This window comes from Fodinibius sp. Rm-B-1B1-1, assembly GCF_038594945.1.
GTDB classification, from domain to species: Bacteria; Bacteroidota; Rhodothermia; order Balneolales; family Balneolaceae; genus Fodinibius; species Fodinibius alkaliphilus.
In genome coordinates this window covers 355,928-369,175 of sequence record NZ_JBCFYD010000001.1, presented here as the reverse complement: position 1 = coordinate 369,175, position 13,248 = coordinate 355,928, and the positions used below count along the sequence as shown (strand labels likewise).

Here is a 13,248-nt window from a genome sequence, read left to right as displayed (position 1 = left end):
ACAAAATGTAAAATATATACTCGTGTTATGTAATAAGGCCACTGCCTTATAAAGTAAATCTAAACAGTTGTAAGGTTAATATAGTAATCCCTATTCGGGATGATGCCTTATTACTATTAGGACTTACAAGCATGTAAGTATAATTTTAATAAATCACATATTTTTATGTCATTTAAAAGCTTATCGAAATATACCACAATATTAGTTGTTGCTCTTTTAGTAGTAACAAGTTGTGATCAGCCGACAGAAGTAGAAAAATCAGAACCCTCGCTTGACGAAAAAGCAGAGCAGTTAAAAAAGAAACAGGGTCAAGCTATTGAAGGACAATATATTGTTGTACTGGATGATAAAATGCAGCAAGGAAAGGCACGCGCTGATGACATGAAGGCCAAGATTGCTAATGTAGCCAGTAAGTACAAAGTGTCGAATGAGGCAATTTCAAGCCGATATTCAAATGCTATTGGTGGATTTGCTGCCAAGCTTTCGGCAAAACAGCTGGATGACCTGAGAAGCGATGATGCTGTAAAATACATTGAGCAAGATCGAATTGTAATGCTTTCTCCCCCCGAAGCTACCGACTCCTTCTGGTGCATTTATTTTGGAATCGGGTGTGATACCAGCGGTGGTGATCCACAAGTTACACCTTATGGTATTGATCGCGTTGGTGGTGCAGTAGATGGATCGGGACTTACAGCCTGGGTTATCGATAGTGGGGTAGATCTCGATCATGATGATTTAAATGTGGATACCCAACGTAGTACTTCATTCGTATCAACTGAAAGTTCTGCTGATGACGGCAATGGTCATGGTACACATGTAGCAGGAACGATTGCTGCTCTTGATAATGATATTGATGTTATAGGTGTTGCTGCCGGCGCTACGGTTGTGGGGGTTAAGGTTCTTGACAGTAGTGGCAGTGGATCGTATTCCGGAGTCATTGATGGAATTGATTATGTGGCTGCTAATGCATCGTCGGGAGATGTGGCAAATATGAGCCTTGGTGGTAGTACCTCGCAAGCAGTAGATGATGCCGTACGGAACGCCGCTGACCAAGGTATAAATTTCGCTGTTGCTGCTGGAAATGATAGCGAAGATGCTAATAACTCTTCACCAGCACGTGTTGAATATAATAACGTATATACTATTTCAGCTATAGATTCGAACGATGATTTTGCGTCATTTTCGAATTATGCGAATCCGCCGATAGAATATGCTGCTCCTGGGGTTGATGTTGAATCCTTATGGAAAAACAATGGGGTGAATACGATAAGTGGTACGTCGATGGCCAGTCCACATGCTGCTGCCGTATTGCTATTAACAAATGGAAGTCCATCAAGCGACGGTACAGCAAATGGAGATCCTGATGGCACTCCTGATCCCATTATTCATCAATAAGTAAGACCTTAAAAAATTATTATAAAGATAAAGGCATCCACCCGTAAAAGGTGGGTGTCTTTTTTAATTCAAGGTTTTTGTGGGATGCGTCTAAAACAACGGTTAGGCTTCACGAAGAGGGAACATCAACTATAATTTCAGTCTGCAGTTAAAGCATTAAAAAAAATTAATCTTTAACATTGATTTAATTCGTAACAAACAGGGCCTTTTACAATCTTTAATATCTATAGCAGGATATTTGATCGCTCAATTTCTTTAGGGTAACTGATCAGAAAATAAAGTCCTGCTTAACATGTCCGTAAAATAAGCGGACTTAATTTTAATGAAATCAGGGATAAATTATGCGAAATGCATTTTTTAAAACAACCTTGGTTATTGCATTGGTAGTTTTTGGGATCACAGCATGTGATCAGCCTACGACCAATGTTGATCAAGTAGAAGAAGAAAAAGAACTAAAATCAGAAACAGCTCAGGCTATTGATGGGCAATACATTGTGGTTTTTAAGGACAAAGACTCACAAGGTAAAGCCATAGGTTCTGATATATCGAAGGTTAAAGATATACGGAACAAAATGTTTTCCGACTATAGTATTAAAAAAGAGTCGGTACTGGGTGAATATAATGTAGCCTTAAAAGGTTTTGCAGCCCACTTGAGCGAAAGCCAGTTAGCAGATCTGCGTAATGATGATCGAGTCGATTACATCGAGAAAGATCAGATGTTCACTTTAGCGCCTCCGGGAGCATGTTCTCCTTGGCCGGGATGTCGTGATGATGATGGCGGTGGAGATGACGGAAGTAATCAGGTTACTCCCTGGGGTATCGACCGTGTAGGTGGTGCCACAGCCAGCAATGGTACGGCTTGGGTTATTGATACCGGCATTGACTTAGATCACCCTGACTTAAATGTAGATACAGGTAATAGTGCCGTATTTGTAGGTAGTGGCCCCGGATCTGATACTCCAGATGACGGAAATGGTCACGGTACACATGTTGCTGGCACAATTGCAGCTATAGATAATGATCGTGATGTAGTTGGTGTAGCAGCTGGAGCTACAGTTGTAGCGGTTAAAGTTCTTGATGATCGTGGAAGCGGTTCCTATTCTGGGGTCATTGATGGTATTGATTATGTTGCTCAAAATGCCTCAGCTGGAGATGTGGCAAATATGAGTCTTGGCGGGGGCACTTCTAATGCTGTTGATGATGCGGTACGCAATGCTGCAGATCAAGGTGTGTTATTTGCTATTGCAGCTGGTAATGATGGTGACGATGCCAATAATTACTCTCCCGCACGTGTTGAGTACAACAACGTTTGGACAGTTTCTGCTACTGACGAAAGTGACGTGTTTGCTTCATTTTCGAACTGGTCAGGACCTACAGATCCGCCCGTAGAATATGCAGCTCCAGGTGTTGATATTTTATCTCTTTGGTTAGATGGTGGTACCGACACAATCAGTGGAACCTCAATGGCAAGTCCTCACGTAGCAGGTGTATTACTTGCAACCGGAGGTAGTCCTACAAGCAATGGGTCGGCTTCAGGTGATCCTGATGGTGATCCTGATCCTATCGTATCCCAATAAACGATTAGGACATTATTCGATTCTGGCATCCATCTGTAAAGGTGGGTGCCTTTTTATTTAGGATGAACTTTATTAGGCCCCTCAGAGTTCGTATTTTCTGCATTTTGTGTATCAAACTACAGATTGAATAATCTTAATTCTTTATGAAAAAGAAGTACAATGTTTACGGCATCGGTAATGCTCTTGTAGATATGGAGTTTGAGGTTAAGGATGAGTTTTTCGAAAAACACGATGTCGAGAAAGGAGTCATGACCTTAGTTGACGAAGAAACCCAGTCGAGATTAATTAATGATATTAGAAGAGAGGAGACCATTGAAAAGCCCGGCGGCTCGGCAGCAAATACTATATTTGCTGTCAGTCAGTTTGGGGGCAAGGCTTTCTATTCTTGTAAAGTAGCGAACGATCCTTTTGGTGATTTGTACCTTGAGGATATGAAAGAGGCAGGGATAGACACTAACTTTGATCGCCAAGAGCGTGAGGACGGAATTACGGGGAAATGCTTGGTAATGGTTACGGATGACGCTGAGCGGACAATGAATACTTATTTAGGAATCACCCAGAACTTATCTACAAAAGAGATTGATGAATTAGCGATTCGCAATTCGCAATACGTATATATCGAAGGCTATCTTGTGACATCAGATAGTGGTTTTAAGGCGATGAAACAGACTAAAAAGGTAGCACAAGAGAATAATGTAAAGACAGCCCTTACTTTGTCAGACCCGGCAATTGCGGAAGGGTTCAAAGATCGGTTTGAAGAAATTATTGGAGCTTCTGTCGATTTATTGTTCTGCAATGAGCAGGAGGCTAAAATTTATACGGGCAAAGATGACGTGATGGAGGCCCGTGAAGTTCTCAAAAAAGATGCCAAACGTTTTGTAATTACGCAGGGTGCCAATGGTGCTATAATTTATGACGGTGACACCTTTATTGATATTGAGCCTTATGAGGTAAATGCAGTAGATACCAATGGTGCCGGTGATATGTATGCGGGTGCCTTTTTGTATGGCATTACTAATGGAATGGGCTTTGCCGGAGCAGGAAAATTAGCCAGCCTGGCAGGTTCAAAGGTCGTATCACAATTTGGTCCGCGCTTAAAATGGCATCAGATGCAGGATATTTTGAACGATGTAAAAGATGCCGAATAAATAATACCTGACAGGAGAATGAAGAAAATTATTTTAGCATCACGAAATAAGCATAAAATTGAAGAGCTTCGAGCTACCTTAAAACCACTGGGGATTGAGCTAAAATCGACGTATGATTTTCCAGATCTCGAAGAGGTTGTTGAAGATAGGGAAACGCTCGAGGGCAATGCGTTAAAAAAAGCCCAGTATGTTTATGAGGAAACAGGCTTACCTGCTCTTTCCGATGATACCGGGCTGGAAGTGGATGCCTTAAATGGACGTCCCGGAGTATATTCGGCACGCTATGCGGGGGAAGAGGCTACGGATCAAGAAAATGTTGATAAATTGTTGGATGAGCTGTCCGATGTTCCTTTGGAACGCAGGGGTGCCCAATTTAGAACGGTGGCTGCTTTTGTTACTAATAATGGACCCAACACATTTGAAGGCATTTGTCGGGGGACGATCATTACAAAGGAAAGAGGAACCAAGGGATTTGGTTATGATCCTGTATTTGTCCCGGCATCTTACAAAAAAACATTTTCAGAGTTAGATGCTGATGAAAAAAATCGGATAAGCCATAGGGGCAAAGCCATTCAAAAAGTGGTCAACTTTTTGCAAAAACAGACTTGCTGACCTTCCGTCTAATATTTGGAACCGTTTCCATCTCTATTTTTAGCATTAATTCTATCAAGAAAGTTGTTTGATAATTTTTTTTTCGACATCTATGGCATTGATTTAGATCAAAACAAATTAATTGTTCATAGAAATGGAGAATGTTGTTGTTGGAATTGATGTAGGAGGAACGAGCACAAAATATGGATTTGTGACCCGTTCCGGCGAACTTTTGGCTTCTGATGCAATACCTACCAATTCTGAAAATTCTTATCAGACCTTTTTTACTCATCTATATAAGAAGATAGATGGACTGAAAGAAAAGCTTGGTATCCCAGTTGAAATAAAGGGAATCGGTGTTGGGGCTCCAGCTGGAAATAATGTAACAGGTACAATTGATGAGGCTTCGAATTTGAACTGGGAGGGTTCCATTCCTGTGACAGAAATATTAGAGTCAGTAGCTAACAAGAGAGTAGTATTGACTAATGACGCCAATGCTGCAACAATAGGAGAGATGTTATATGGGGCGGGACAAAATTTGGAAAATTTCATCTCCTTGACATTAGGCACTGGGCTTGGAAGCGGTATTGTGCTAAATAAAAAGCTCATCGTTGGACAAAATGGTCATGCCGGAGAAATAGGTCATACTACGGTTTTTCATAATGGGAGATCATGTACCTGTGGTCGACGAGGTTGCCTCGAAACATATGTTTCGGCACCGGGATTGATAAAAACTGTTAATGAGCTTGCCGAAACCACCGAGCTTGAAAGTGAGTTGAGAGATTTGTCAGCTAATCAATTAAATGCGAAAAGAATTACAGGAGCTGCCAAAGATGGGGACGTGCTGGCGCTAAAAGCCTTTGAGTTTACGGGACGAATATTGGGACTGAAATTAGCGGATATCGTTACCTGTATAAATCCCGAAGCAATCATACTAACCGGTGGATTGTCAAAAGCCGGTTCATTAATAGTTGAGCCTGCCAAGAAACACATGGAAGATCAACTGCTGGATATTTTTAAAGATCAGGTTGATATTTCACTTTCCACGCTAACCGAAAAAAACGCTGCTATTTTAGGAGCGGGAGCTTTTATCTGGAAAGAGCTGGAGGAAAAAGAACTTATCAAAAGTTATTAACTAAATCTTTATAGTAAGGTAATGGATAAGGTAAAAAGTACAATTAGTTTTATTGCCGTTTTTGTATTTAGTGTATCCCATTTCTTTGGTATTGCTAACGCCCAGCATCGAAGCCCATCTATAGAGTTTAATCCCCAAAATTATGTTAGTGTTAAAATAACTGATTCTTTAAAAATTGATGGGCGCTTGGAGGAACACAGTTGGAAAAAGGTGAACTGGACAGATTCTTTTTTAGATATAGAAGGTGAAACAGCAGAGCAACCTCGTTACGATACCAAAGTTAAAATGCTCTGGGATGACCAATACTTCTATATCGCTGCCAACATAGAAGAACCAAACCTGTGGGCTACGCTTGATGAAAGAGATGCGATTATTTTTCACGAAAATAATTTCGAGGTTTTTATAGATCCCGATGGTGATACTCATAATTATTATGAGTTTGAAGTGAACGCCTTGGGCACATATTGGGACCTGATGTTGACCAAGCCATATCGGGATGGAGGCAAAGCAATTGATGCCTGGGATATTAGGGATATAAAAGTAGGAATTGATCTCAAAGGAACATTGAATCATCCTTCAGACCGAGATTCAGGCTGGACAGTTGAGCTGGCTATACCGTGGAAGGCGTTAGAGGAAGCGGCGCCAGAGGGGAGAAAGCCAAAGAGTGGTGAGTTCTGGAGAGTAAACTTTTCCAGGGTAGAATGGAAGATAGCACCCCAGAACGGTGAATATGTGAAACAGAGTGATACTGAAGATAACTGGACGTGGTCGCCGCAGGGACTTATAAACATGCATTATCCGGAAATGTGGGGATACGTACTGTTTGCTGAGGGTAAGGATAATAGTCAGTTGCAAATTGATGATGCTCTCGGATTGAAAATTAAAGAGCAGATAAAGTGGTATTTAAGACAACTTTATTATCAACAACAGGAGTATTGGGATAAGAATGGAAGCTACACATCTGATTTTTCGGAGCTCAATCAAAGGGAATTGCAAAATGATATGAGTTCACAAGTAGATTTTGAACAATGGTCAGAGCCAGAGATCCATGCGACTGATCATACTTTTGAGATAAGTATTGAGCGGTTAAAAACAAAAAATAAGTGGTATATCCGAGAGAACGGACGGGTTTGGCAGGAAGAAAATTGATGCTACATATTAATGGTTCCTGGTAATCATAATTAGATGGAAGAGTAGATATGGACAGAAAACACTTTCTTAAAAAAACAGGAATGGGGATGGCAGGGTTTTTTGGAGGGTTTGGAATAACCAAACCACTATCAATAAGAGGAAAGTCAGACCATTACCAATCAAAAAATTGGGTTTGGATAACCGAATCAGAGGGAACGGTTGATGAGTGGAAAAGTCGGCTCGAGCATTTAAAAAAGGCAGGTTTTGATGCAATTCTACCGCAAGAAAATTTTGATAATATTATTCCTGCAGCTGAGGCTTTGGATATTGAAGTTCACGCATGGCTGGTAAGTTTGCAGCGCGGTAGCGATAAAAAAGTACAAAAAGAGCATCCTGAATGGTTCATGGTTAATCGCAACGGGGAGTCATCACTCGAAAAACCTGCCTACGTTGATTATTACAAATGGCTATGTCCTTCACGTAAGCCGGTTCATGAGTATCTGAAAGAGCAAGCTCAAGAGCTTCTCCAGTACTCCGAAATTCAAAGTATACATCTGGACTATATTCGATATCCTGATGTGATTTTACCCATTGACTTACAGCCCAAGTATGACATTGTGCAGGACAAGGAGTACCCACAATATGACTATTGTTACTGTTCGGTGTGTCGCCAGAAGTTTGAAGAGAAATACGGTAGTGACCCAATGGAGATAGAAGATCCTGCACATCACGAAAAGTGGCTTCAGTTTCGATACGACAGGGTTACAACACTGGTAAACAAGTTGGCTATAATGGTCCATGAGGAGAATCGTGAATTAACAGCAGCAGTCTTCCCCACACCTGATATTGCACGAAATCTGGTTCGCCAAAACTGGCCAGATTGGGATTTAGATGCAGTTCTGCCAATGATGTATCAGAATTTTTATGACAAAGGCATTGATTGGATTGGACAGGCAGTTAAAGAATGTCGGCAGGAACTTCCGAAAACTACTCGTCTATATAGTGGTTTATTCGTCCCTTCTTTAAATGAAGAGGAGATAGCCCAGGCTTTTGAACATGCGATGGGGGCAGGAGCCGATGGAATAAGTCTATTCACTGATACTGAGATGGAGAAGCCGGACTGGAAAAATTTACGACGTGTAATACGCAGGGGATAATTATCATCTCTCAGAGAAATTAAGGGTGTCAAATAGCTATGGAAGCGGTTCCAAAGTGACTGTATTTCCTTGCTATAGGAGGGAACCCTACTTTATTTAAAAATAAGAACTAATAGAGTTGGTTGAGTTTAGAAACCAGTATATCCCAATACGGGAAATTAACTGGTTGCTAAACCAAATTATAGTCAGCGCATTGCAACTGTAACTAATAGGATTGGAAAGAATAGGGATGGTAATAAGAACTCCATAATAAGTCTTTCCTGGTTATATAATCTAATACTAAAGAAGGTCAATATTATGAAAAAGAGTTATGATACTTGGTTTGCACTTCTTATAAAGCAAAATAAGTTCTCTCGGTTTATTATGGGAGGGATCTGTTTTGTGTTCTTATTAATAGGTGGTATATCACCTGCTCAGGCACAGGATTTTACGGTTTCGGGGGTCGTTTTATCTGCCGATGCGGAAGAGCCGTTGCCTGGTGTTAACATTGTTGAGGTTGGTACTCAGCAGGGGACGACAACAAATGCAGAAGGAGAGTTTACCTTACTTGTGTCAAGCTCTGAAGCAACACTCCGATTTAGTTTTATAGGGTTTGCTTCTAAGGATATTAACATCGGTGGTCAATCAGAGTTGACTGTTCGATTAGAAGAACAGACCGAGGCACTTGATGATGTGGTTGTCACGGCCCTGGGACTTGAGCGACAATCCAAATCTCTGGGATATTCTGTAAGCGAAGTTAGTTCTGAAGAATTAGTTTCTGCAACAGAATTAAATACTGCAAATTTATTACAGGGACAAATTGCGGGTGTTAATGTAAGTTCAACTTCCGGGGGACAAGGTTCAGCTTCTCGGGTAACAATTCGAGGCGCATCATCGCTGGCTGGTAATAACCAACCACTTTATATTGTTGATGGTATGCCCATCGATAATTCAAATTTAGGTTCTGCCAATATTTGGGGTGGTTTTGACGGTGGAGATGGTATCTCACAAATCAATTCTGAAGACATTGAAAATATTAGTGTATTAAAGGGAGCCAGTGCTGCCGCACTTTATGGTACGCGGGCTCGAGATGGGGTCGTTCAGATTACTACAAAATCTGGTCAGGGTCTAAGTCAAGGGCCTATCGTAAATTTTAAGAGCACACTCACTATTGAAGATCCTCTTGTTGGTTTTACTGATTATCAAGATGAGTATGGGCAAGGTAATCTGGGGCAAAAACCCCAAAACCAAGATGAGGCTCTGGCTACTGGGCTAAGTAGTTGGGGAGCACCTCTGGATGGATCTCCAGTTATACAATTCGACGGTCAGGAACGGGCGTACAAAGATCAGGGCAACCGACTTGATAACTTTTATCGTACAGGTCTTTCCAGTAAAAGTACGCTCTCACTTTCAGGAGGAAATGAGAGCTCAACGTATTATTTTTCATCTACTTATCAGAATGCTGATAATGTTGTTCCTAATTCTGGACTCGAACGTAGTTCCGTCACATTGCGTGGTACACATTCATTAGGAAAATTTGAGGCAGATGTAAAAGCCAATTACGTTAATGAAACCGCTAACAATCGGCCTTGGCTTTCTGATAGCCCGGGTAACGCTAATTTTGCAGCAGCAATATTGCCGCCCAATATTAGTATGAGCGCTCTCGAGGATAATTATATAAATGAGGATGGAACTGAAGGGGTATTCCAAAATGCGAATACTTTTGTAAATAATCCCTATTGGGTGACCAATCAGTTCGATACTGATGATACAAAAGATCGGATCATTGGGCACGTAAATCTTCAGTACGATATAGCAGATTGGGTTTCTTTAAATGCACGTACCGGTCTTGACTGGTATACACTCCGTCGGACAAGCCTTACCCCTTGGGGAACGGCATATCGACCGAATGGTGATATGAGTGAGAATGAATATCGGGTTATGGAGAGCACTACCGATGTTATTTTAAATATCAATAAGGAACTTACCTCGTCTATTGCAGTCGATGCATCCTTGGGAGGGACCAGAAGTTATAAGAGAAATGAGACGGTAGGAGTTTTTGGAAGTACGTTTAAAGTACCCAAGCTGAGAACCATTTCTAATATGGCAAATATATCTCCTACTTATGATTTCTCAGAAAGACAAATTAATTCGGTCTACGGTTCGGCAGAGTTTTCTTATAATGATTATCTGTTCTTTACGGTGACAGGACGAAATGACTGGTCTTCAACACTTCCCGAGGATGAAAACGCATTCTTTTATCCTTCTTTTAGTACCAGTTTTGTTTTCTCCGAAGCATTTTCTTCAAATATGCCTTCATGGTTGAGCTTCGGTAAAGTACGAGCTTCCTGGGCTGAGGTTGGAAGTGATACGGGCCCTTATCAATTGAATCTAACTTATGGCATTTTGGATTTTACCCATCAAGGACAGTCAGCGGCAACAATTTCTCAGGATGCGATACCTTTGGCTGACTTAAAACCAACTTCGACAGAAGAGGTTGAGGTGGGACTTGATCTACGTTTCTTTGATGATCGGCTCAATGTCGATTTTACCTGGTATGACAGGCAAACCATTGATCAGATTTTGTCAACAACTGTATCTAATACTACAGGATATGGCAGCCGGGTTATCAATGCTGGTCGTCTGGACAATACAGGGTTTGAAGTATTGCTGGAGGGCGTTCCATTCACTTCGGGTGATCTGTTCTGGGAAACTGGATTTAATTACTCTCAAAACAAGAGCAAGGTTGTAGCTCTTGCCGGAGAACAAGAAACGTTGCTTCTGGCAGAGAGCCGAACACAGAATGCAGGTATTACTGCCACTGTCGGTGAGGAGTATGGCACAATAAGAGGCTATGAATATATGCGTGATGAAAATGGAAACATTGTACATGAGAATGGCCTTCCGGTTCAGGCCGAAGAACAAACCATACTTGGTAAGGGTACTCCGGACTGGACTCTTGGATGGAATAATACGATCTCCTATAAAAACATAAGTCTCAGTGCCCTCATAGATGTGAATTGGGGCAGACAACTTTATACAGGGACTAATTCCTATGCTTATGGTGCAGGACTTCATGAAAATACTTTGGAAGGTCGTTCAGAGTGTGATGAGGCTGGTGCTCCTTATTCTCCTTGTTTTGTAGCCGATGGAGTTGACATCGATGGAGGACCTAATGAAACAGCGGTGCTTCCTTCGGCCTATTACACCGAAATCGGCAATAATATAACTGAGGAGTTTGTACACGATGCGAACTTCATTAAGCTTCGTCAGCTTCAGATAAGCTATCAATTGCCACAATCTCTGATCGCCCAGATTCCGGTCAGATCAGCAAGTATTTCAGCTACCGGTCGTAATTTGTTTTATATCTATGATTCAGTGCCAAATGTCGATCCGGAATCTTCCATTAACAGAAATAATGCTCAGGGTCTGGAATTGGCCGGTGTCCCGGGGGCACGCTCATACGGATTCAGTATTAACCTCGGATTTTAAGAGCACCAAATAAATTCTAAAAAGAATTCTATTGTTATGAATCGATCATACTTATCTAAAATAAAATATGTAGTATCCATATTGCTTATTGCAGGATTATTTGTGACCTGTGATTCAATAAGTGATTTTGGAGATATGAATGAGGATCCGACTCAGGCTAATTCTATTGAGCCTGGTATGCTTCTTACGACCGTTCAGCTTGCGGCTGCCGGTACACGATACGAGGTATGGCGGGCTCAGTTATTATATGGTTCCAATGTGTCGCAACATACAGTCAATGCATTCTTTGGCGGCGGAAATAATTATACAGAAGTTGTAGATTGGCTTACAGCTTTTTGGAATACTGCTTATTCTGGGACTGGTAATTCACAACGAGCACAGGTTAAGAACATAGAGGGACTAATTGACCAGCTTGAAATGCGAAAAGAAGAGGGCGAAGAGGTCGGTAATATGCTGGCTACGGCACGTATTATGCGAGTATTTATCTACCATCGTATAACTGATCTCTATGGTGATGCTCCCTATTCAGAAGCTGGTAAAGGGGCAATTGACCAAGAGTTTACTCCTGCCTATGATACTCAGGAAGAAATATATAATGATATGTTTACTGAGTTGGATGAGGCAGTAAATCAGTTTGATTCATCGCAACCTATGTTTGGCAGCAATGACCTAATGTTTGGTGGCGATATCACACAGTGGCAAAAATTTGGAAACTCTCTTAGATTACGATTAGCTCTTAGGTTAGTTAAGGTGAACGAAAGTAAAGCCGAAACCGAAGCTTTAGCAGCAATTGATGCACCGGGCGGGGTAATGACGAGTAATGATGATATTGCGATGATTCAACATCAGAGTGGCCCGAGTTCTGGACCAGCAGGTCTTAATACCAATGCAATCAGTGAAGCTATGAACGATGGTGGGGACCACGAGTATGTAGCCCAGACAATGGTTGATTGGTTGAAAAATAATAATGATCCCAGGTTGAGTATTTATGCTGAAACTGATAGCTCAGCGTATGTTGGATTTCCCAGCGGATATACGGCAACTTCAATTCAAGATCACAACAGTTTTAATGAGACAACTGCAAACTACGCACGGGTAAACTCAATGTTAATAGACCTCGATGATCCTACATTTTTCCAAACCTATGCTGAGGTGGAATTTATGTTGGCGGAGTTAGCTGCCCGTAATTGGACATCGGATGCTGCAGCGACACATTATGAAAACGGCGTTCGTGCAGCGATGGAGTATCTCTCGCTTTATGATGAGGAGGGAGGTGCCGATATAGCTGATAGTGATATTAATAACTACCTGGCGAACAATCCGTTTAATGCAGGCGGTTCAACTGGAGATAAGCTCGAGCAAATTAACGAACAGTATTGGGCTGCAGTGTTCTTAAACGGCATCGAAGCCTGGAGCAACTGGCGAAGAAGTGGGTATCCCGATCTGGAGCCGGCCCTTGTTGATAGCAATGATCCTCCTGCCGGAAATCAAACAAACGGTGAAATTCCTCGGCGTTTAATTTATCCTGAAGGGACAGAAGGCGTTCTAAATGCTAAGAATTACGATGAAGTAATTGAGCGTCAGGGTGAGAATGATATGGTGACCCGTGTATGGTGGGATGTTGAGTAGTTTGTACAGATATC

At 41.6% G+C, this 13,248-nt stretch carries 9 protein-coding genes; all 9 read left to right on the top strand.

Features of this window, described 5'->3' with window-relative positions; translation table 11 throughout:
* Window positions 1–165 precede the first annotated feature (165 nt).
* The 9 genes from AAFH98_RS01635 (at window position 166) to AAFH98_RS01595 (ending at window position 13,234) form a co-directional block, all read left to right on the top strand.
* On the top strand, window positions 166–1,395 hold the full coding sequence (locus AAFH98_RS01635; protein WP_342520924.1) for a S8 family serine peptidase: 1,230 nt from the start codon (window positions 166–168) through the stop codon (window positions 1,393–1,395).
* Window positions 1,396–1,736: 341 nt separating this feature from the next.
* Window positions 1,737–2,972 (top strand): S8 family serine peptidase, encoded by a 1,236-nt coding sequence (locus AAFH98_RS01630; protein ID WP_342520923.1) that lies wholly within the window; start codon window positions 1,737–1,739, stop codon window positions 2,970–2,972.
* 143 nt (window positions 2,973–3,115) lie between these two features.
* Entirely contained in the window at window positions 3,116–4,120 is a 1,005-nt protein-coding gene (locus tag AAFH98_RS01625) for an adenosine kinase (protein ID WP_342520922.1), read from the top strand.
* 18 nt (window positions 4,121–4,138) lie between these two features.
* The gene (locus tag AAFH98_RS01620; RefSeq protein ID WP_342520921.1) at window positions 4,139–4,732 is read left to right on the top strand and encodes an XTP/dITP diphosphatase; all 594 of its coding nucleotides are present in this window, start codon (window positions 4,139–4,141) and stop codon (window positions 4,730–4,732) included.
* A gap of 133 nt (window positions 4,733–4,865) precedes the next feature.
* Window positions 4,866–5,846, top strand: a complete 981-nt coding sequence (locus AAFH98_RS01615) for an ROK family protein (RefSeq protein ID WP_342520920.1) — start codon at window positions 4,866–4,868, stop codon at window positions 5,844–5,846.
* 21 nt (window positions 5,847–5,867) lie between these two features.
* Window positions 5,868–6,995 carry a carbohydrate-binding family 9-like protein gene (locus tag AAFH98_RS01610; protein ID WP_342520919.1) on the top strand — a complete coding sequence of 376 codons (1,128 nt, stop codon included), beginning with the start codon at window positions 5,868–5,870 and terminating at the stop codon, window positions 6,993–6,995.
* A gap of 50 nt (window positions 6,996–7,045) precedes the next feature.
* On the top strand, window positions 7,046–8,134 hold the full coding sequence (locus tag AAFH98_RS01605; protein ID WP_342520918.1) for a family 10 glycosylhydrolase: 1,089 nt from the start codon (window positions 7,046–7,048) through the stop codon (window positions 8,132–8,134).
* A gap of 297 nt (window positions 8,135–8,431) precedes the next feature.
* Window positions 8,432–11,605, top strand: a complete 3,174-nt coding sequence (locus AAFH98_RS01600) for a SusC/RagA family TonB-linked outer membrane protein (RefSeq protein WP_342520917.1) — start codon at window positions 8,432–8,434, stop codon at window positions 11,603–11,605.
* Window positions 11,606–11,641: 36 nt separating this feature from the next.
* The gene (locus AAFH98_RS01595; RefSeq protein WP_342520916.1) at window positions 11,642–13,234 is read left to right on the top strand and encodes a SusD/RagB family nutrient-binding outer membrane lipoprotein; all 1,593 of its coding nucleotides are present in this window, start codon (window positions 11,642–11,644) and stop codon (window positions 13,232–13,234) included.
* The last annotated feature ends 14 nt before the right edge of the window (window positions 13,235–13,248 follow it).